Origin of the sequence: Pseudomonas sp. S5F11, from assembly GCF_019641515.1 — a bacterium.
GTDB classification, from domain to species: Bacteria; Pseudomonadota; Gammaproteobacteria; order Pseudomonadales; family Pseudomonadaceae; genus Aquipseudomonas; species Aquipseudomonas rhodesiae.
This window is the reverse complement of the sequence record NZ_JAIFJZ010000001.1, coordinates 2,312,998-2,333,689: the sequence shown is the minus strand read 5'-3', so window position 1 is coordinate 2,333,689 and position 20,692 is coordinate 2,312,998. Positions and strand designations below refer to the sequence as shown.

Genomic DNA, 20,692 nt, shown 5'->3' with positions numbered 1-20,692 from the left:
GCGTCTCGGCAATCGTCCAAGAGTGTAGAGCATGAGTCGTGCCAGGCTTGAAATAAAAGGTTAACTGTATGATTTAGAAGGTGATTAAGTTTGTGTTACGGGATTTCGCCGGTCTTTTGATCCGGCAAACCGAATAGCGTGGGATGTCGTGTTCGGAAAACCGAATGGCTGTTGGTTGGTCGATCGGCGTAAGTGTGTACGGGACAAACGCAAAAGCGCCGCGTTTATTCAGAATAAACGCGGCGCTCTCAGGTTGTTACTCGCAGGCTCAAGGCCATGCGGCGGCAGATCAGGCCGCTTGGAACTTACTGCGGTTCTGCTCAACCTTGGACAGGTAGCGCTGGACGTTGTCCTGCTCTTGCTCAGTGGTAAACAGGCCCAGCTTGGTGCGGCGCCATAGGATGTCCTGAGCCTGGGTGGCCCATTCTTCTGTGCACAGATAGTCGACCTCGCGGGTGTACAGGCCACCGCCCAAATGCTCGCCCAGGTCAGCCAGGGTTTGCACGCCCTCCAGCAGGCGCCAAGTGCGGCTGCCGTAGGTTGTGGACCAGCGGCGTGCGATCTCGCTCGGAACCCAATCGAACTTGGCGCGAATCGCCTCGGCCAGCGCTTCGGGCGTGCTCATGTCCTCACCACCCGGCAGGCTGGCCGTGGCGGTCCAGCTAGGACGCATCTGCGTGAAGTACGGCGCCAGTTGGGCCATGGCCGATTCGGCGAGCTTGCGATAGGTGGTCAACTTGCCACCGAACACCGACAGGATCGGTGCCTCGCCCGTACTGCCAGACAGTGCCAGGGTGTAGTCGCGGGTGATCGCCGATGGGTTGTCCGACTCGTCGTTGCACAACGGGCGTACGCCGGAGTAGGTGTGCACGATGTCATCGCGGCTCAGTTGCTTCTTGAAGTGGGCATTGACCACCTTGAGCATGTAGTCGGTTTCGCCCTCGGTGATCGCCACTTTCGCCGGGTCACCGGTGTATTCGCGGTCGGTGGTGCCGATAATGGTCAGATGATTCAGGTACGGAATCGTGAAGACGATGCGCTGGTCTTCGTTCTGCAAAATGTGCGCGTGGGCGCCTTCATACAGTTTCGGCACGATCAGGTGGCTGCCCTGGATCAGGCGGATGCCGTAGGGCGAATCCAGTTTCAGGTCATCCTTGATGAATTTGGCCACCCATGGGCCGGCGGCATTCACCAACGCACGAGCGCGAATCGAAAACAGGCTGCCGTCGGCACGTTCCATGTTCATTTCCCACAGACCCTTGCTGCGATGGGCGCTGACGCACCGGGTCCGGGTGTGGATATGGGCGCCCTTTTCGCGGGCGGCCATGGCGTTGAGCACCACCAGGCGGGCGTCGTCGACCCAGCAGTCGGAATACTCGAACCCTTTGGTGATTTCGCTTTTCAGTGGGCTGTCCGGGCCAAACTTGAGGCTCTTGGAACCCGCGAGTTTTTCGCGCTTGCCCAGGTTGTCATAGAGGAACAGCCCAGCACGAATCATCCACGCCGGGCGCAGGTGCGGGCGGTGCGGCAGGACAAAACGCATTTGCTTGACGATGTGCGGCGCCTTGGCCAGCAGCACTTCCCGTTCGGCCAGGGCTTCGCGCACCAGACGGAATTCGTAATGTTCGAGATAGCGCAAACCGCCGTGGATCAGCTTGCTGCTGGCGGAAGAGGTGTGGCTGGCCAGGTCATCCTTTTCGCAAAGGAATACCGACAGCCCACGACCGGCTGCATCTGCTGCAATGCCGACGCCATTGATCCCGCCGCCGATAACGGCAACGTCATAGACTTCGGCAAGCGGTGGAGCAGGCAAGGTAGAAGGGTTCATCGGCTGGCCTCGCGATTTTTTCGTATTGGAATTCGAACATTAATGTTCATTTGCGAAAATGGTAGCCGATAAACGCGGGCACAGCCACCCGACTTCGATTGAAAAAACTCATCGAAGGGCAGGAAAAGGAAAAATTGTGAACATTGGCCCGTCTAAGGCTCGAGATGTTTCAGCGAGTATTGATAGCTATCGGGGGCAAGCCCCCTCCCACATTTGAATGGTTATACACATCAAAGTGTGGGAGGGGGCTTGCCCCCGATAGCATCAGTAAAGGCCCTACACGACTTCCAGCCGAACCTTATGCTGATTCAGCAACTGCACCAACGCCGGCACCGGCTCTTGGTCAGTCACCAGGCAATCCACCAGACTGATCGGCCCCAACCGAATCATGGCATTGCGCCCGAATTTGCTGGAGTCCGCCGCCAGAATTACTTGTCGGGCATTGGCGATGATCGCCTGGGACACGCGCACTTCCTGGTAATCGAAATCCAGCAGACTGCCGTCCTCGTCGATGCCGCTGATACCCACCAGTGCGAAGTCGACTTTGAACTGATTGATAAAGTCGACGCTGGCCTGGCCCACCACGCCGCCGTCGCGTCGCACATTGCCGCCGGTGAGCAGCACGTCGAAGTCGTCCTTGGCGCTGAGCATGGCGGCGACGTTGAGGTTGTTGGTGATGATTTTCAGGTGGCTGTGGTTCAGTAGCGCACGGGCGATGGATTCGGTGGTGGTACCGATATTGATGAACAGCGAGGCGTGATCGGGGATCTGGGCGGCGATGGCTTCGCCGATGCGTTGTTTTTCGTCGCGCATCTGGTCGGCACGCATGGCGTACGCGGTGTTTTCGACGCTGGAGTCATAGGCTGCGCCGCCATGGTAGCGACGCAGCAGATTAGCGTCCGCCAACTGGTTAATATCGCGGCGGATGGTTTGCGGGGTGACAACGAACAACTGCGCCATTTCCTCGATACTGACGTAGCCGCGTTCGCGGACCAGTTCGAGAATTTGTTGCTGGCGGGGAGGCAGATTCATGGGGCGTCCTTTGGGCTGCCATACAAAAGTGGCCCATGATGACGCAGGAATCTGCTCCCTACCAGTTACAACCCGAGGTTGGCTTATTCGGCGCCTTCGTGGGGCTCCCAGTCACGGGTGCGGCTGACTGCTTTTTGCCAGCCGGCGTAGAGTTTTTCTTTTTCCTTTTCGTCCAACTGAGGTTCGAATTCGCGCTCGATCACCGCTTTGCCACGCAATTCGTCCAGGCTGCCCCAGAAACCGCAGGCCAAGCCGGCCAGGTACGCCGCGCCCAGCGCTGTGGTTTCACGCATTTGCGGGCGCTCCACCTGAGTACCGAGGATGTCGGCCTGGAACTGCATCAGGAAGTTGTTGGCCACCGCACCGCCGTCTACGCGCAGGGCTTTGAGGCGTTCGCCGGAATCCTGCTGCATGGCGTCCAGCACGTCGCGGGTCTGGTAGGCAATCGACTCCAGAGCTGCACGAATAATGTGATCCACACGTACGCCACGGGTCAGGCCGAACAGCGCGCCACGGGCGTAGGGGTCCCAGTACGGTGCGCCCAGACCGGTGAAAGCCGGGACCAGGTACACGCCATTGCTGTCCTTGACCTTGCCGGCAAAGTATTCGGTGTCATGGGCGTCGTTGATGATCTTCAGCTCGTCACGCAGCCACTGCACGGTGGAACCACCGTTGAATACTGCGCCTTCCAGGGCGTAGGCCACTTCGCCGCGCGGGCCGCAGGCGATGGTGGTGAGCATGCCGTGCTTGGATTTCACGGCTTTGTCGCCGGTGTTCATCAGCAGGAAGCAGCCGGTGCCGTAGGTGTTCTTAGCCTGGCCGGCTTCCACGCACATCTGGCCGAACAGTGCGGCCTGCTGGTCACCGGCGATGCCGCCGATGGCGATACCGCTTTTGGTGCGGCCGTAGATTTCCGACGAGGACTTCACTTCCGGCAGCATCTCGCGCGGAATGTCGAGGATCTCCAGCATCTTCGCATCCCACTCCAGGGTGTGGATGTTGAAGAGCATGGTGCGCGAGGCGTTGGTGTAGTCGGTGACGTGGGTTTTGCCGCCGGTAAATTTCCAGATCAGCCAGCTGTCGACGGTACCGAACAGCAGCTCGCCGCTGCGCGCACGCTCGCGGCTGCCTTCGACGTTGTCGAGGATCCACTTGAGTTTGGTGCCCGAGAAGTACGGGTCGGTGACCAGGCCAGTGGTGTCGCTGATGTATTGTTCGTGACCGTCGCGCTTGAGCTGCTGGCAGATTTCGGTGCTACGGCGGCACTGCCAAACAATGGCGTTGTAGATCGGGCGGCCGGTGACTTTGTCCCACACCACGGTGGTTTCGCGCTGGTTGGTGATGCCGATGGCGGCTACCTGGTCATGGTGCAGGCCGGCCTGGGCCAGCGCTTCGACCATCACCGCGCTCTGGGTGGCGAAGATCTCCATCGGGTCGTGTTCGACCCAGCCCGCTTGCGGGTAATGCTGGGCGAACTCACGTTGGGCGGTGCAGACCACGTTGGCGTCACGATCGAAGATGATTGCCCGCGAACTGGTGGTGCCCTGGTCGAGGGCAATGATGTAGTTCTTATTCTGAAGGTCGGTCATGTCGATTGCCTTAAACGAAATAGGAAGTCAGAAATCAGCCTGGGCCGCGAAGGGCAGGGGCGCCAGGCTGGCGCTTTCAGGAAATACGGGTGTTGCCGTTGACAGCCGTGTCAGGTGTTTCAATTACAGCAGGTGCGGCGCTCGGCAGATGACGGGCGATCAGGCCGCGATACGCCGCAGCACCAAGGCACGCACCCACGATCGGCGCGAAAATCGGCACCAGGAAATAAGGAATATCGCGGCCGCCGGTAAGGGCCATTTCACCCCAGCCGGCGAAAAAGGTCATCAGCTTCGGCCCCAGATCCCGCGCGGGGTTCATCGCAAACCCCGTCAGCGGGCCCATGGAACTGCCGATCACGGCAATCAGCAGGCCGATCAACAGCGGCGCCAGTGGGCCGCGTGGCAGGCCGTTGTTGTCATCGGTCAGGGCCATGATCACGCCCATCAGGATCGCTGTGATGACCATTTCCACCAAGAATGCTTGGGCGGTGCTCAGCAGCGCATGGGGGTAAGTGGAGAACACCGACGCCAGCTCAAGGCTGGCTTGAGTGCCGCGCACCAGATGGTGGGTTTGTTCGTAATCGAAAAAAAGATTGCTATAGAGGGTGTAGACCAAGGCGGCCGAGCAAAAGGCGCCGGCGATCTGGGCGAGGATATAGAAAGGCAGTTTGCGCTTGTCGAAGTCGGCGAACAGGCACAGCGCGATACTCACCGCCGGGTTCAAGTGGGCCCCGGAAATCCCGGCGCTCAGGTAGATCGCCATGCTCACGCCGACCCCCCAGATGATGCTGATTTCCCACAAGCCAAAACTGGCACCCGCGACCTTGAGCGCAGCGACACAGCCGGTACCGAAGAAGATCAGGAGCGCAGTGCCCAGAAACTCGGCCATGCATTGGCTTGAAAGTGAAGGCTGTTGAAGAGCAGTTGTCATGGAAAACCTCAATTGTTTTTCTTGTCTGGCGCTGGGCCTCAACGGGCCTTGCGCGATTTTCACCGCGGCGGGGATCCCCATCTCCGTTACGGCTTACTGCTCGAATGCGTAGGATTATTTCCCACTGTATTCGGAAACGAAAAAATATAGACAAGAATGACCGCTGTCAAAGGTCGAAAGTGAACTGTCAGTCACTTTCCAACTATTGGTCTGATGAATGATCACGTCACCTACGCCCGATGCGTGTCACGGCAGTGGGCGCACTAGAGCGTTTCGTGCTGGGTTGGCCTAGAATTGGCCATCTGTTTGCCACGCTTGGAGTATCCATGACCCCTGCACTGGATCTTTTGAAGAAAGTTCGCGCCGAACATCGTATTCATAGTTATGAACACGACCCTAAGGCCGCCTCCTATGGGCTGGAGGCCGCAGAGAAATTGGGCCTCGACCCGGCGCAGGTGTTCAAGACCTTGCTGGCGAGCAGCGAGAAGGGCGAATTACTGGTGGCCGTAGTACCGGTCGTCGGAAGTCTGGATTTGAAGGCCCTGGCTCATGCGGCGGGGGTCAAGAAAGTCGAAATGGCCGATCCGGCGGCCGCGCAGCGTTCAACCGGTTACTTGCTGGGCGGCATCAGCCCGCTGGGGCAGAAGAAGCGCTTGCGCACGTTTATTGGTGTGACGGCACAGCCCTTCGCGACGATTTTTGTCAGCGCAGGCAGGAGAGGGTTGGAAGTGGAGTTGCCGGCGGCAGTGCTGGCGGAGCATACCCAAGCCAAATTTGCCGAAATTGGCCGGGCATAATCCAGATTGCTGAAGATGCCGTGTGGGAGGCGGCTCACTCCCACACGTTTCGTAACTCAGCTGGCAGTGCTGTAGCGCCGTACGCCGGATTCGAGCTGGGGAATTTGCGCCGCAACGCTGCCTGACGCTTGGAACAGTACCAAGTGTTCAGCGGCGACACGAATGCCAACCTCCGCGCCCACCTGGTGGTCGGCATGGCTGGGAAAAATCGACTCCAGCTGTGCGCCGGTCGGCAGTTGCAGGCGGTACAGGGTGGACGCGCCGAGGAAGGTCTTGCCGACAATCCTTGCCTTCAACGCGCTGTCGGGCGCATAGACGATATCGTCCGGGCGCAGCAATACATCCACCGCACCGCCCGTAGGCCAGGTATAGGCACGGTTGCCGCGCAGATCGCCCAGCTCGGTGCTGACCGACTCCGGTGAGCTCAACTGCCCACGAATGAAGTAGCCCTGGCCGATAAAGCTGGCCACATAAGGCGTCTGCGGTTCGTGATAGAGGTTGTAGGGCGTGTCCCACTGCTCCAGCCGGCCTTCTTTGAACACGCCCACCTGATCGCTCACCGCGAAGGCTTCTTCCTGGTCATGGGTGACCAGGATCGCACTGGTACCGCGCGCCTTGAGGATGTCGCGCACCTCATGACTGAGCTTGCGGCGCAATTCGCCATCCAGGTTAGAGAAGGGTTCGTCCAGCAGCAGCAATTGCGGTTCCGGCGCAAGGGCGCGGGCCAGTGCCACACGTTGTTGCTGGCCGCCGGACAGCTCATGGGGAAAGCGCTTGCCCAGGTTTTTCAGGTTGACCAGTTCCAACAGCTCGGCCACCACACGCTCTTTTTGCGGGTGCTTGCGAATACCAAAGGCGATGTTGTCGGCCACGCTCAGATGGGGAAACAGCGCGTAGTCCTGGAACACCATACCGATGCGACGTTTCTCCGGCGCCAGGGTGAAACCGGCGCTGGAGATGACTTCGCCTGCCAGACTGATCTCGCCTTCGTACACCGGCTCAAACCCGGCGATCGCGCGCAGGGTTGTGGTTTTGCCGCAGCCCGAGGAGCCCAACAGGCAGCCGATATCACCGGCATTGAGGTGCAGATTGAGGTTCTGCACCACGCGTTGGTCCTGATAGCCGCAAGCCAGGTTGCGCAGGTTCAGCAGTAATGAATGGCTCATGCGTGGTGGTACGCCGGCTCGACCAGAAATTCGAGCAGGGCCTTCTGTGCGTGCAAGCGATTTTCGGCCTGATCCCAGGCGATCGAACGCGGGTCGTCGAGTAGGTCGAGGCTGATTTCTTCGCCACGGTGCGCAGGCAGGCAGTGCATGAACAGCACGTCCGGCGCGGCCAGGTCGAGCAGGTCGCGGTTGACCTGGTAGGGCGCGAACAAGGCCATACGCTTGGCGGTTTCGTCTTCCTGGCCCATGGAGGTCCACACGTCAGTGCTCACTAGGTGCGCACCAACCACGGCGTCTTTTGGATCGCGCAGCAGTTGCACGCGGCCATCGGCCTTGGCCAGGAACTCAGGGTTAGGCTCGTAGCCTTCCGGGCAGGCGATGCGCAAGTGGAAGTCGAATTGAATCGCCGCTTCTAAATAGCTGTTGCACATATTGTTGCCGTCGCCGATCCAGGCCACGGTCTTGCCTTGGATCGAGCCGCGGTGCTCAAGGAAGGTTTGCATATCGGCCAGCAGCTGGCAGGGGTGCAGGTCATCGGACAGGCCGTTGATCACCGGCACGCGCGAATTGGCGGCGAATTCGGTCAGGGTGCTGTGGGCGAAGGTTCGGATCATCACCGCGTCGAGCATGCGCGACATGACGATGGCGCAATCGCTGATCGGCTCGCCACGGCCCAGTTGGGTGTCCCGCGGCGACAGGAAGATGGCCTGGCCGCCCAGCTGAATCATGCCGGCTTCGAAGGACAGGCGGGTGCGCGTGGATGATTTCTCGAAAATCATCCCGAGTACGCGGTTTTTCAAAGGCTCGAACAGTACGCCGCGGTTACGCAGGTCTTTAAGCTCAATGCCTCGACGGAGCACGCTGACCAGCTCTTCGGGCGTGCAATCCATCAGGGAGAGAAAGTGCCTTGCGCTCATCATTAACTACCTTTTGCAACAGACCGCAGATACTCAAAGCCTTGTTTATTGTGACAACGGGCGAGACCTGCGGCGAAAGCCGCACGGGGGCGACGAAATAGGGGAAGGCGCGATATTGACATTAAATGTCGCGTCTTACCAATAGGGCTACGTTTTTAGGGGTTTTCAAGCAGGGCGCCGAGACGCGTTTGAAGACAATTTCCTGACAGCAGCGGCCCATTTGTACACTGGCCTCGCAACCTTTTGCAATGCGCGGAGGCGGGCTCGGGCCAGGCTGCGTCGGTTTCAGCCGGTATGGGCGGGGTTCTGTAACATTTGCTCATGCTTCGCCATGGCCCGGCCTGATGCCCGGCGATTCACAGGGCGAACGATGCTGGCGCCCATTGAGGTCGCGGCCCATAGTCAGCCCAAAGCCCCTATAAAGAGACTGGCCATGACCAAGACTCTCCACCACCGTGCCTGCCATCTATGTGAAGCCATCTGTGGTCTGACCCTGGAAACCACCCGTAACGACGACGGGCGCCTGGCGATCACCTCGATCAAGGGCGACCCGCAGGATACTTTCAGTCGTGGCCATATCTGTCCCAAAGCTGTGGCGCTGCAGGATATTCAAAACGACCCCGACCGCCTGCATCAACCCATGCTGCGGGTGGGCAGCGAATGGCAGCCGATCCCATGGGAGGAAGCATTCGCCCTGGTGGCCGAGCGGCTCGCGGATATTCAGACACGGCACGGGCAGAATGCGGTGGCGGTGTATCAGGGCAATCCCAGCGTGCATAACTATGGGCTGATGACCCATAGCAACTACTTCCTGGGCCAGCTCAAAACGCGCAACCGGTTTTCCGCGACGTCCGTGGACCAATTGCCCCATCACCTCACCAGTCACCTGATGTACGGCCATGGCCTGCTGCTGCCGATTCCGGATATCGATCACACCGACTTCATGCTGATCCTGGGCGGCAATCCACTGGCGTCCAACGGCAGCATCATGACAGTGCCGGATGTGGAAAAGCGCCTCAAGGCGATCCAGGCCCGTGGCGGCAAAGTGGTGGTCGTCGACCCCCGGCGCAGCGAAACCGCAGCAATTGCCGATCAGCACCTGTTCGTACGGCCTGGGGGCGATGCAGCCCTGTTGTTTGGTGTGCTCAACACTTTGTTCACCGAGAACCTGACTCGCGTCAGCCATTTGCCGGTTGAGGGGCTGGACGAGGTTCGCCGTGCGGTCAGCGGCTTCACCGCCGAGGCGATGAGCCGCCAGTGTGCCGTGCCGGTCGCGCAGATTCGCCAGTTGGCACGGGATTTCGCCGCAGCGGACAAGGCTGTCTGTTACGGGCGCATGGGCGTATCGACCCAAGCGTTCGGTACCTTGTGCCATTGGCTGGTGCAGTTGATCAACCTGGTGACGGGCAACCTGGACAGGATGGGCGGCGCCTTGTGCACGTCGCCGGCGGTGGATTTGGTGGCATCGACCGGAGGCGGCCATTTCAACCGCTGGCAGAGCCGGGTGTCCGGGCGCCCGGAATACGGTGGCGAGTTGCCGGTATCGGCGCTGGCCGAGGAGATGCTGACCGAAGGGGATGGCCAGATTCGCGCCTTGGTGACGGTGGCTGGCAATCCGGTGCTGTCTACGCCGAACGGTCGCCAATTGGAGCAGGCGCTGGATGGTCTGGAGTTCATGGTCAGCGTCGATCTGTATATCAACGAGACCACGCGTTACGCCGACCTGATCCTGCCGTCCACATCGGCGCTGGAGAACGATCACTACGACACCACCTTCAATATGTTCGCGGTGCGCAATGTCACTCGGTTCAATCGCGCGATCTTGCCCAAACCCGAAGGTGCGTTGCATGACTGGGAAATCTTCGTGGGCTTGGCTCAGGCATTCGCGGCGAAGACCGGCGCGGCCCTGAAGCCGACCATGCCGCCGGCGCAGATGATCGACTACGGGCTGCGTGCCGGGGCTTATGGCGATGCGTCCAGCTACAAGTTGTCTCTGGCGATGCTGGCCGATCATCCCCATGGCGTGGACCTGGGCCCGCTGCGGCCCAACCTTGCCGAGCGCTTGAAGACCGCGAACGGCAAGGTGCAGGCGGCTCCAGCGGTGATCCTCGCCGACCTGGCGCGCTTCGCGGCTCAGCCAGCACCTATGGCCGATGAGCTGTTGTTGATCGGCCGTCGGCATGTGCGCAGTAATAATTCCTGGATGCACAACTATCACCGCCTGGTGAAAGGCAAGCCGCGCCATCAGTTGCACATGCACCCCGACGATCTGGCTCAGCGCCAGCTAAGCGATGGCCAGCGGGTACGGGTCAGCTCACGTATCGGCATGATCGAGGTGGAGGTGGTCGCCAGTCAGGACATGATGCCCGGCGTGGTCAGCCTGCCCCATGGCTGGGGGCATGGTCGTCCCGGTGTGCGGATGAGCATTGCCAGCGAACAGCCAGGCGCCAGCGCCAATGACCTGACCGACGAGCGGCAGTTGGATGAGTTATCCGGCAATGCGGCCTTGAATGGCGTGCCCGTGCAAGTCGCCGTGGCGTAAGGAGCCCGAGCATCCTGCGGGAATTTTGCGTTACAATGCGCCACCGTGCCGACCTGTGAGTCGCAAAGTTCCTGCAGAGGTGTTCCATGGATATCATCGAAACGATCAAAGAGCAGATTGCCAACAACACTATTCTGCTTTACATGAAGGGTGCTCCGAACGCTCCTCAATGCGGTTTCTCCGCGAAGGCGTCCCAGGCCGTCATGGCGTGCGGCGAGAAGTTCGCTTACGTCGATATCCTGCAAAACCCAGAAATTCGTGCCAACCTGCCCAAGTACGCCAACTGGCCAACCTTCCCACAACTGTGGGTGGCGGGTGAATTGGTCGGCGGTAGCGACATCATCGTTGAGATGGCGGCTGATGGTTCGTTGCAGGCGCTGATCAAAGACGCAGCGGCAAACGCGGCGGCCAAGACAGACGCTTGATTCGACCGCATTAAAAAGCCCCGCTTCTCGTGAGAGAGCGGGGCTTTTTTGTGCCTGTGTGCGTTGGGTTTATTCGCCCATCTGCGACTGCAGGTAATTCTCAAGGCTGACTTTGTCGATCAGGCCCAGTTGAGTTTCCAGCCAGTCGATATGTTCTTCCTGATCTTCGAGGATATCTTCCAGCAGTTCACGGCTGCCGAAGTCGGCGCTTGTTTCGCAATGAGCGATGGCGGCCTTGAGGTCGCTGTGGCTCTTGCGTTCAAAGCCCAGGTCGCTGCCAAGCATTTCCTGGGTGTGCTCGCCGATGTTCAGCTTGCCCAGGTCCTGCACGTTTGGCAGGCCTTCTAGGAACAGGATGCGTTTGATCAGCGCATCCGCGTCCTTCATGGCCTTGATAGATTCTTTGTATTCACGTTTGCCGAGCTTTTCCAGGCCCCAATCGTCGTACATGCGCGCATGCAGGAAGTACTGATTGATCGCGACCAGTTCATTGGCAAGGATTTTGTTGAGTTGCTGGATGACTGAGATGTCGCCTTTCATGACTGGGGTCCTGCCCTGTAATAGCTGTGTATAGGGCGGAGTTTGAGCGGCGAACTCTTTAGTGTCAAACCTAAGTTATTGAATAATAAATGAAAATTAATCGGAATAAGAATGTTTGTGTTCCGCGTCTTGACGCTAACTAGTTGAATTACGGGCATAAAAAAACCGAACACTAAGTTCGGTTCTTTAAAACATGCCCGATCAGGCGTGAGTAAATTCTGCTGAATAGGGGAGCGAAGCCTGCGCGGTCTGCAGCTGCGTCAGGGTTTCCCGTACCACTTGCTTGGCAAGACAAGCGCATTTACCGCACTGGCTGGCAACGCCGGTGGTTTCACGCACTTCCTTGTAGCTGCAGCAACCTTCGTAGATTGCTTCGCGGATTTGTCCGTCGGTGACGCCAGTACAGAGGCACACATACATAAGGGAGAACCGTCGCGGGTTTAGGGCTTAAGTGCGATGGATCTTAATGTTAACGAGAATGATTGTCAAAGTAGATTCATGGACTTTTCGCGCCGGCGCCCTCGCGCTGACGAACGGTTTTTTCCGTGTATGATGGTCGGTCTTCACGAAGCGTGGCTGCGTCACAGGCTTGTCGCTTGAACACGGCAGACTCTGGATCGGTCCTTTTACTTCAATCTTCATCCCACATCAGGAGATACCCCATGAGCGTACTCGTCGGTAAACAAGCCCCGGATTTCGACGTACCTGCCGTTCTCGGCAATGGCGAAATCGTCGACAGCTTCAAACTGTCTGAAGCCATCAAAGGCAAATACGGCCTGGTGTTCTTCTACCCGCTGGACTTCACCTTCGTCTGCCCTTCGGAGCTGATCGCTCTGGACCACCGCATGGACGATTTCAAGGCGCGTAATGTTGAAGTGGTTGCGGTGTCCATCGACTCCCATTTCACCCACAACGCCTGGCGCAACACCGCCATCAACGATGGTGGCATCGGCAAAGTCAAATACACCATGGCTGCCGACATGAAGCACGAGATCGCCAAGGCTTACGACGTTGAATCCGAAGGCGGCGTGGCTTTCCGTGGCGCTTTCCTGATCGATGACAAGGGCGTTGTTCGCTCGCAAATCATCAACGACCTGCCACTGGGTCGTAACATGGAAGAGCTGATCCGCCTGGTCGACGCGCTGCAATTCCACGAAGAGCACGGCGAAGTGTGCCCTGCCAACTGGAAAAAAGGCGACAAAGGCATGAACGCCTCGCCAGAAGGCGTTGCCGCTTACCTGACCGAGAACGCTGGCAAGCTGTAAGCCACGTTTACGGTAAAAAAAACCGGCCTGAGAAGGCCGGTTTTTTTATGCGTGGGATTCCATCTCAGTCGTTGAAGTCTTCCCAGCCGCCCATCTGCTTCCAACGATTGACGATACCGCAAAACAGCTCGGCGGTCTTTTCGGTGTCATAACGCGCCGAGTGGGCTTCACGACCGTCAAAGTCGATGCCGGCGGCCTGGCAGGCTTTGGCCAACACCGTCTGGCCGTAGGCCAGGCCGGCGAGGGTGGCAGTGTCGAAGCTGGAGAACGGGTGAAACGGGTTGCGCTTCATGTCCAGACGCGCCACGGCGGCGTTCAGGAAGCCCAGGTCGAAGCTGCTGTTGTGGCCAACCAGGATCGCGCGTTTGCAGCCGTTGGCCTTCAACGCCTTGCGCACGCCACGGAAGATATCGGTCAGCGCCGCTTCTTCGCTCACGGCCATGCGCAGCGGGTGATCAAGCTTGATCCCGGTGAATTCCAATGCGGCGGCTTCGATATTGGCGCCTTCGAACGGTTCGACGCGGAAGAAGTGGGTATGCTCCGGGAACACAAAACCCTGCTCATCCATGCCAATGGTGGTGGCGGCGATTTCCAGCAACGCGTCGGTGGCGCAATTGAACCCACCAGTTTCTACGTCGATGACAACCGGCAGATAGCCGCGAAAACGCTCGGCCATCGGGTGGCGGGAACCGCCACCACTGTGCTCGTGTTCGTCATCGTAATGGTCTTCACTCACTTGCTTTCCTCCAGCAGGCGCCAGCGCAGTGTTTCACCGGCGCGCAGCGGGATGACAGTCAGCTCGCCGAACGGCAGGCTGGCAGGGGCGGTCCAATCTTCGCGAACCAGGGTGATGCGATCGGTGTTGGCCGGCAGGCCGTAGAAGCGCGGGCCATTGAGGCTGGCGAAGCCTTCGAGCTTGTCCAGCGCGTTACGCTGTTCAAATGCCTCGGCATACAACTCGATAGCGGCGTACGCGGTGTAGCAACCGGCACAGCCGCACGCCGCTTCCTTGGCGTGCTGAGCATGGGGGGCCGAGTCAGTGCCGAGGAAAAACTTCGGATTGCCGCTGGTGGCGGCATCCAAAAGCGCCACTTGGTGAGTATTGCGCTTGAGGATCGGCAGGCAATAGAAGTGTGGACGAATCCCACCCACCAGCATGTGGTTGCGGTTGTACAGCAGATGATGCGCAGTGATGGTCGCGCCGACGTTGGCCGGGGCCTCGGTGACGAACTGCACGGCATCGGCCGTAGTGATGTGTTCGAACACCACCTTGAGCGTCGGAAACAACTCCACCACGCGGCGCATGTGCTCGTCGATGAAGATCTTCTCGCGATCGAACACATCGACGTCGCCACGGGTCACCTCACCGTGGATCAGCAGCGGCATGCCGACTTCCGCCATGGCTTCGATGGCCGGCAGGATCTTGTCGATACTGGTCACGCCGGAGTCGGAGTTGGTAGTGGCGCCGGCGGGATACAGCTTGGCGGCGTGTACGAAACCGCTGGCCTTGGCCTGGCGAATTTCTTCCGGCTGGGTGCGGTCGGTCAGGTAAAGCACCATCAGCGGTTCGAAGCGGCTGCCGGCCGGCCGTACCGCGAGGATACGCTGGCGATAGGCGTCGGCTTCGGCGGCATTACGCACCGGAGGTACCAGGTTAGGCATGATGATGGCGCGGCCAAACGTGCGCGCAACATCGGCCACGGTGTGGGGCAACGCAGCACCATCGCGAAGATGAATGTGCCAGTCGTCGGGACGCAGCAGGGTCAGGCGGTCGGACATTGGGGATTCCAGGCGGGTCAATCTGGTGGGAATGCTACCGGAAAAGACTCGTGCAGGCACTCGCTATCAAGTTTTGCGGGATACGACCGATAGCACTGGGTATGCCTTAACGATGTATGACGCTTTGAAGTGTTGTAGAAACCAGTGGAGCCTCCCGTGCGCCAGCATTATCTAGCCCTGCTCAGTGTGTTCGCCAGTCTGCCTACAATGGCACTCACGTTCCAGACACGACTGGAGAATATTGAGTGGAAGGTGGAAGGCGACCAGTTCGAGTGCCGTCTGACCCAGCCGATTACTGATTTCGGCTCAGGTGAGTTCGTGCGTCGAGCCGGCGAGCAGGCGACATTCCGCCTGAAAGCCTACAACGGATCGCTGGGCGCTGGATCGGCCACCTTGTTGGCGGCTGCCGCTCCGTGGCAGCCGGGTCGCGGTGACATAAATCTGGGAGCGGTGCGCGCCGGGAGCGGCGACGTCCTGTTCAATAGTTCACAGGCCCAGGCCGGGCGTCTGTTCATCGGCTTGCTCGAAGGGCGTTCGCCTACTGTGCGGCATTACGGGCGTGAGGGTGGGTATTCGGAGATCCGTTTACTGCCAGTGAAATTCAATAAGGCCTACAGCGACTATCAGTTGTGTACGACTAAATTGCTGCCAATGAACTACGATCAGGTCAAGCAGACCGTGGTGGGCTTCCCCGGCGGCGGTATCGAACTGGATGCAGCGGCTAAGCAAAAGCTGTCGGTGATTCTCGCATTCATGAAGGCCGATCCTACCGTCAACCATATCGAGTTGAACGGCCACTCGGACAACAGCGGCAATCGCCTGAGTAATCGCGATATCTCGCGTCGGCGCGCCTTGGCGGTCATGGATTACTTCAAGGCCAATGGCATCCCGGAATCCCAGATCACCCTGCGGTTCTACGGTGAAAGCTACCCTCTGGCGCCCAACACCAATGCCGCCAATCGCGCCCGTAACCGTCGCGTGAATATCCAGTTGGAAAGAGTGGCGGCCCCCGAGAAACCGGCGCCCCAGGCCGCGACACCCAGCAATCCGGCGCACACCTCCTAAGGTGCGACCATTGGTCGCCCGTTCGACATAATCTGTCGCTTTATCTTCATTTGCTGTCGCGCCCCTGTAATTTCACGGTTTTGATCGGTAGAATCGACGCCTTTCCGTACAACCCCGTGGAGTGATGGCATGGCCGACGTAAACAAGGTCGTTCTCGCGTATTCCGGCGGCCTGGACACTTCGGTGATCCTCAAGTGGCTGCAGGATACTTATAACTGTGAAGTGGTGACCTTCACCGCTGACCTGGGTCAGGGTGAAGAGGTCGAACCTGCACGTGCCAAGGCGCAAGCCATGGGCGTGAAAGAGATCTACATTGACGACCTGCGCGAAGAGTTCGTCCGCGATTTCGTTTTCCCGATGTTTCGCGCCAACACCGTCTATGAAGGCGAGTACCTCCTGGGTACCTCCATCGCACGTCCTCTGATCGCCAAGCGCCTGATCGAAATCGCCAACGAAACCGGCGCCGACGCCATTTCCCATGGCGCGACCGGCAAGGGCAACGACCAGGTCCGTTTCGAGCTGGGTGCCTATGCGCTCAAGCCTGGTGTCAAGGTGATTGCACCTTGGCGCGAATGGGACCTGCTGTCCCGTGAAAAGCTGATGGATTACGCCGAAAAGCACGCAATCCCGATTGAGCGTCACGGCAAGAAGAAATCCCCGTATTCCATGGATGCCAACTTGCTGCACATCTCCTATGAAGGCGGCGTGTTGGAAGACACCTGGACCGAGCACGAGGAAGACATGTGGCGTTGGACCGTCTCCCCTGAAAAGGCGCCGGATACCCCGCAGTATCTGGAACTGACCTACCGTAACGGCGATATCGTGGCGCTGGACGGCGTCGAGATGACCCCGGCCACCGTACTGGCCACCTTGAACCGTATCGGCGGCGAGCACGGTATCGGCCGTCTCGATATCGTCGAGAACCGCTACGTGGGCATGAAGTCCCGCGGCTGCTACGAAACCCCGGGCGGCACCATCATGCTGCGCGCGCACCGCGCTATCGAGTCCATCACCCTGGACCGTGAAGTGGCCCACCTCAAAGACGAGCTGATGCCCAAGTACGCCAGCCTGATCTACACCGGCTACTGGTGGAGCCCGGAGCGTCTGATGCTGCAACAGATGATCGATGCTTCCCAGGCTCACGTGAACGGTGTGGTGCGCTTGAAGCTGTACAAAGGCAACGTGATCGTCACCGGTCGCAAGTCGGATGAGTCGCTGTTCGATGCCAACATCGCCACCTTCGAAGAAGATGGTGGTGCCTACAACCAGGCAGACGCCGCAGGCTTTATCAAGTTGAATGCACTGCGTATGCGCATTGCTGCCAATAAAGGCCGTTCGTTGTTCTGAGTCGCGGATACGCTTGAAAAAAGCCCCTTACTCAAGGGGCTTTTTTTTTCCTGGCTACTTTAGCAACACCACATGTTTATCCGCGTTTAAATCTATGAGCAATTGCGCCAAAAATTGTACTGATCAATTTATTTGCACAGATTGCGGTGGGTAATTTGTAGGAGTACTAAGAATTTTATAATTAAGCGGGAACTGGTCTTACAGAAAAATCACTCATATAAATGCTATGTGAGTGTAATTAAGGAAAGGTCTGTAGGAATTCAGGATGTAAAAAAATATGTTTATTGGAACTGAAGCAAACGATTTTTTTCCCGCTACGTCAGTCTCTACTTCGTCGTGGCAAGGGGTATTTCCTGAAAGTGCTGTGAGGGGGGGTTACCGCCTGTACCTAATTTTCCGGAAATTTCATTCAAACTATGTATGGGCCCGGAAAGGTCTGAAAGGCTGCATAAAACTGGAAACATCCGACTTGGTGTTTTTTTGTAGGGCGATTCCTTTATGGTTGTGGGTTGGGTCTCTGCTTGCTGTTGCTTGGGGGGGAGCGCTATGCCAACTAGGAAACGACTAGGCTATTGTGCTTGCTCTGAATAATTCGAACAGCGAAATTGGACTTTCTTATGAATAAAGTGCTGATCGTGGATGATCATCCTGTCATTCGTCTTGCTGTGCGTATGCTAATGGAGCGTCATGGTTATGAAGTCGTTGCCGAGACTGATAACGGTGTCGATGCGTTGCAACTTGCACGGGAACATATGCCGGATATTGTCATACTGGATATTGGAATTCCCAAACTTGACGGACTGGAAGTTATTTGCAGGCTGTCCTCAACCAAACAACCTGCGCCGTTCAAGGTGTTGGTGCTGACGTCTCAAGCTCCCGGGCATTTTTCAATGCGTTGCATGCAAGCCGGAGCTGCTGGCTATGTGTGCAAACAACAGGATCTGACCGAGCTGCTCAGCGCGATCAAAGCCGTTTTGTCGGGCTACAGCTATTTCCCGAACCAGGCTTTGAACTCGGTGCGTTCCACTATGGGTAATGCCAGCGAGGCTGATATGGTCGAGCGTCTGTCGGGGCGTGAGATGATGGTGTTGCAGCAACTGGCCCGTGGTAAGACGAACAAGGAGATCGCTGACGGTATGTTCCTCAGCAACAAGACGGTCAGTACCTACAAGACGCGCTTGCTGCTCAAGCTCAATGCCCGCTCTCTGGTTGACCTGATCGAACTGGCTCAGCGCAACGGCCTAGTGTAGAGGAGGGTATAACACCCTACGTAGCCAGGGTGACCGGCAGAAAAAAGCCTCCGTCAGGGAGGCTTCCGGTGATCGACCGCTTGGTCAGAGGTCGAAATCGTAATCGGCCAATTGCTTTTGCAGGCGTCGCTCTTCCAGAAGATTGTCGATGGTGCGGCGTTTGCTCAGATTGGTCTTGGCCACTTCTGCAACAGGTGCATCAGTTCCATCGTCATCCGACTCCACAAGGTCGTCTTCGATTTCCAATTGTTCTTTGCCAGTGCTCATAAGGTTAACTCCAGGCTAAGACTGCCGTTGGCGCTCCTTATAACGATAATCCGCGGGCGGGTAAAAAAGATTTTTTCAATCGTGAGATGAAGAAAATCAATGATTCCTCAATCGTCGGATGTCTTGTCTTTGTATTCACACAAATCTTCGATCCGACAGCTCCCGCAACGGGGCTTTCGGGCTTGGCAGACGTAGCGTCCGTGCAGGATAAGCCAGTGGTGGGAATCAAGCAGGTAGGGCTTGGGCACGAACTTCATCAGTTGCTTTTCTACCTCCACCACGTTTTTCCCGCGAGCAATTCCGGTGCGGTTGCTGACTCGGAAAATATGCGTATCCACGGCCATGGTCAGTTGTCGAAAGGCGGTGTTGAGCACCACGTTGGCGGTCTTGCGACCCACGCCTGGCAGGGCTTCCAGGGCTTCACGGGTTTGCGGCACTTCGCTGCCGTGTCGCTCGATCAGCAAACGACAGGTCTCGATCACATTCTTGGCCTTGCTGTTGTAAAGGCCGATGGTCTTGATGTACTCCGACAGCCCCTCAACGCCCAGGGCATAGATTGCTTCGGGTGTATTGGCCACGGGAAATAACTTGGCTGTGGCCTTATTGACACCCACGTCCGTGGATTGAGCGGACAGGATCACCGCAATCAGCAGCTCGAACGGTGACGAGTAAGCCAGCTCGGTCTTGGGTTCTGGATTGTCTTCGTGGAGCCTGCGAAAAATTTCCAGGCGTTTTGCAGCATTCATGAGGCGAAATGTTCCTTGCAGACGGTCAGCGGGATGTCGAAGTGGAGAGCCCTGTGTGAGGCCCTGCGAGCGATAATCCAAGCAGAATAAGCCTGACGGGCATCAATATGTGTCATGGCCGCGCCGAAAAGGCCAGCAAGGCCGGGTTCCGTGCCTGTTACAGCTCAGTCACCATGGTTATCCACCTGGCGTTGAGCTTCATCGAGCCTATGCTGTGCATCCGCCAGTTGCTGCGCGTCGGCCTGTTGGTCCTGGGCCTTCTTCAACTCGGCGCGGCGCATCGCCAGCTGAATCTTCGCGCGTTTAAGGTCAGCAGAATTGCGGTTGGATTGTTTGGCTACCGGAGCGCCACTGAACTCCAGCGCTGCCAGGGCCTGCTCCGCCGCCTCGAACTGCTGCTGGAGGACAATCAGTTGCGATTGTTGCTCAAACGTCGGCGGATGCCCAAAGGCTTTCAAGGATTTGTGCAGTTGGGCACGGCTCATGGTTACATTGACCTTGGCCTTCTTCACTGCCGCATCGCGTGCTGCTTGTGCTGCGTCTATCGTCGTTACTTCTACAGGTGCCGAGCGCTTGGGGCGGGCCAGGCGTTCGGCGAGTTTGTGTGCTTCTTCGCGCTGCAGGCGCGCGTTACGTTGTTCGAAGCGGCGACGGGCGCGACTGCGTTTGACCTCGCGCTCAAGGCGTTCTTTATCATCGCTCGCCAAACCACCCACAAGCGCAACGACGCTGAGCGGCGCACGCATCTCGATGCAATCAACCGGACAGGGTGCCACGCAAAGGTCACAGCCGGTGCACTCGTCGATGATCACCGTGTGCATCAGCTTGGCGGCGCCGACAATGGCATCCACCGGGCAGGCCTGGATACATTTGGTGCAGCCGATGCACTCGGCCTCGCGGATGAAGGCGATTTGGGCGGGCCCGTCTCCTCGGCTGGTGTCCAGTTCCAGCATCGGCACGTTCAGCAATTGCGCGAGCCCAGCAATGGTCTCCTGACCACCGGGCGGGCACTTGTTGATCGCTTCACCCTTAGCAATTCCTTCGGCGTAAGGTTTGCAGCCTGGGTGCCCGCATTTACCGCATTGGGTCTGCGGCAGCAGCGCGTCGATACGTTGAATGAGGTTCATGCTGAGATCGTTGTCATGCCGGTTGATTAAACAAACAGAGCCTGATTATCCGGCAGGCAAGAAGGGAGGCTAGCTGCAA

Annotated in this window: 20 protein-coding genes; 7 read left to right on the top strand and 13 right to left on the bottom strand. The window is 58.2% G+C overall.

All coding sequences use genetic code 11. The features are described from left to right. Nucleotides 1-289: 289 nt before the first annotated feature. From glpD to K1567_RS10590, 4 genes are all read right to left on the bottom strand, one after another. Entirely contained in the window at nt 290-1,828 is a 1,539-nt protein-coding gene (gene glpD, locus K1567_RS10605; RefSeq protein WP_034096124.1) for a glycerol-3-phosphate dehydrogenase, read from the bottom strand. A gap of 276 nt (nt 1,829-2,104) precedes the next feature. Next, nucleotides 2,105-2,860, bottom strand: coding sequence for a DeoR/GlpR family transcriptional regulator (locus tag K1567_RS10600; RefSeq protein ID WP_034096125.1), 756 nt, complete (start codon nt 2,858-2,860; stop codon nt 2,105-2,107). A gap of 83 nt (nt 2,861-2,943) precedes the next feature. Then, entirely contained in the window at nt 2,944-4,449 is a 1,506-nt protein-coding gene (gene glpK, locus K1567_RS10595; RefSeq protein WP_034096126.1) for a glycerol kinase GlpK, read from the bottom strand. A gap of 76 nt (nt 4,450-4,525) precedes the next feature. Then, the gene (locus tag K1567_RS10590; RefSeq protein WP_034096127.1) at nt 4,526-5,380 is read right to left on the bottom strand and encodes an MIP/aquaporin family protein; all 855 of its coding nucleotides are present in this window, start codon (nt 5,378-5,380) and stop codon (nt 4,526-4,528) included. Between the two features lie 326 nt (nt 5,381-5,706). Between K1567_RS10590 and ybaK the strand changes: the two genes are divergently transcribed. After that, nucleotides 5,707-6,177, top strand: a complete 471-nt coding sequence (ybaK, locus tag K1567_RS10585; protein ID WP_220698479.1) for a Cys-tRNA(Pro) deacylase — start codon at nt 5,707-5,709, stop codon at nt 6,175-6,177. Between the two features lie 56 nt (nt 6,178-6,233). Here the strand turns inward: ybaK and K1567_RS10580 are convergent, their stop codons facing one another. Both K1567_RS10580 and argF read right to left on the bottom strand, forming a co-directional pair. Continuing rightward, nucleotides 6,234-7,343: an ABC transporter ATP-binding protein gene (locus tag K1567_RS10580; RefSeq protein ID WP_034137171.1), complete on the bottom strand. Its 1,110-nt coding sequence runs from the start codon at nt 7,341-7,343 to the stop codon at nt 6,234-6,236. After that, a complete protein-coding gene (gene argF, locus K1567_RS10575) occupies nt 7,340-8,260 on the bottom strand; it encodes an ornithine carbamoyltransferase (protein WP_220698478.1) in 921 nt (306 codons plus the stop codon). The genes K1567_RS10580 and argF overlap by 4 nt, the downstream gene beginning before the upstream one ends. 433 nt (nt 8,261-8,693) lie before the next feature. Between argF and K1567_RS10570 the strand changes: the two genes are divergently transcribed. Next, nucleotides 8,694-10,802 (top strand): molybdopterin oxidoreductase family protein, encoded by a 2,109-nt coding sequence (locus tag K1567_RS10570; protein ID WP_034111960.1) that lies wholly within the window; start codon nt 8,694-8,696, stop codon nt 10,800-10,802. A gap of 86 nt (nt 10,803-10,888) precedes the next feature. Then, the gene (gene grxD, locus K1567_RS10565; protein WP_034096132.1) at nt 10,889-11,227 is read left to right on the top strand and encodes a Grx4 family monothiol glutaredoxin; all 339 of its coding nucleotides are present in this window, start codon (nt 10,889-10,891) and stop codon (nt 11,225-11,227) included. A gap of 69 nt (nt 11,228-11,296) precedes the next feature. On the opposite strand, the gene bfr is transcribed toward grxD, so the two are convergent. Together bfr and K1567_RS10555 are read right to left on the bottom strand one after the other, a co-directional pair. Beyond that, nucleotides 11,297-11,767 (bottom strand): bacterioferritin, encoded by a 471-nt coding sequence (gene bfr / locus K1567_RS10560; RefSeq protein ID WP_034096133.1) that lies wholly within the window; start codon nt 11,765-11,767, stop codon nt 11,297-11,299. A 201-nt stretch (nt 11,768-11,968) separates the two neighbouring features. Beyond that, nucleotides 11,969-12,187: a bacterioferritin-associated ferredoxin gene (locus K1567_RS10555; RefSeq protein ID WP_034096134.1), complete on the bottom strand. Its 219-nt coding sequence runs from the start codon at nt 12,185-12,187 to the stop codon at nt 11,969-11,971. A gap of 242 nt (nt 12,188-12,429) precedes the next feature. Between K1567_RS10555 and K1567_RS10550 the strand changes: the two genes are divergently transcribed. Further along, on the top strand, nt 12,430-13,032 hold the full coding sequence (locus K1567_RS10550; RefSeq protein WP_034096135.1) for a peroxiredoxin: 603 nt from the start codon (nt 12,430-12,432) through the stop codon (nt 13,030-13,032). Nucleotides 13,033-13,096: 64 nt separating this feature from the next. Here K1567_RS10550 and rnt read toward each other — a convergent pair whose 3' ends face one another. Next, nucleotides 13,097-13,768, bottom strand: a complete 672-nt coding sequence (gene rnt, locus K1567_RS10545) for a ribonuclease T (RefSeq protein ID WP_010564138.1) — start codon at nt 13,766-13,768, stop codon at nt 13,097-13,099. Beyond that, nucleotides 13,765-14,811, bottom strand: coding sequence for a dihydroorotase (pyrC, locus tag K1567_RS10540; protein WP_034096136.1), 1,047 nt, complete (start codon nt 14,809-14,811; stop codon nt 13,765-13,767). Before pyrC ends, rnt begins: the two co-directional genes overlap by 4 nt. Before the next feature lie 156 nt (nt 14,812-14,967). Here pyrC and K1567_RS10535 point away from each other — a divergent pair, with 156 nt between their 5' ends. From K1567_RS10535 to K1567_RS10525, 3 genes are all read left to right on the top strand, one after another. Beyond that, complete coding sequence (locus tag K1567_RS10535; protein ID WP_034096137.1) at nt 14,968-15,876, top strand: OmpA family protein; 909 nt, start codon at nt 14,968-14,970, stop codon at nt 15,874-15,876. 129 nt (nt 15,877-16,005) lie between these two features. Continuing rightward, a complete protein-coding gene (locus K1567_RS10530; RefSeq protein ID WP_034096138.1) occupies nt 16,006-17,223 on the top strand; it encodes an argininosuccinate synthase in 1,218 nt (405 codons plus the stop codon). 617 nt (nt 17,224-17,840) lie between these two features. Then, nucleotides 17,841-18,473, top strand: coding sequence for a response regulator transcription factor (locus K1567_RS10525; RefSeq protein ID WP_034096139.1), 633 nt, complete (start codon nt 17,841-17,843; stop codon nt 18,471-18,473). An 84-nt stretch (nt 18,474-18,557) separates the two neighbouring features. On the opposite strand, the gene K1567_RS10520 is transcribed toward K1567_RS10525, so the two are convergent. The 3 genes from K1567_RS10520 to rsxB all read right to left on the bottom strand — a co-directional run bounded on the left by K1567_RS10520 (nt 18,558) and on the right by rsxB (nt 20,613). Beyond that, the gene (locus tag K1567_RS10520) at nt 18,558-18,740 is read right to left on the bottom strand and encodes a PA3496 family putative envelope integrity protein (RefSeq protein ID WP_034096140.1); all 183 of its coding nucleotides are present in this window, start codon (nt 18,738-18,740) and stop codon (nt 18,558-18,560) included. A 107-nt stretch (nt 18,741-18,847) separates the two neighbouring features. Continuing rightward, a complete protein-coding gene (nth, locus tag K1567_RS10515; RefSeq protein ID WP_034096141.1) occupies nt 18,848-19,486 on the bottom strand; it encodes an endonuclease III in 639 nt (212 codons plus the stop codon). A gap of 164 nt (nt 19,487-19,650) precedes the next feature. Continuing rightward, on the bottom strand, nt 19,651-20,613 hold the full coding sequence (gene rsxB / locus K1567_RS10510) for an electron transport complex subunit RsxB (protein WP_220698477.1): 963 nt from the start codon (nt 20,611-20,613) through the stop codon (nt 19,651-19,653). Nucleotides 20,614-20,692 lie beyond the last annotated feature (79 nt).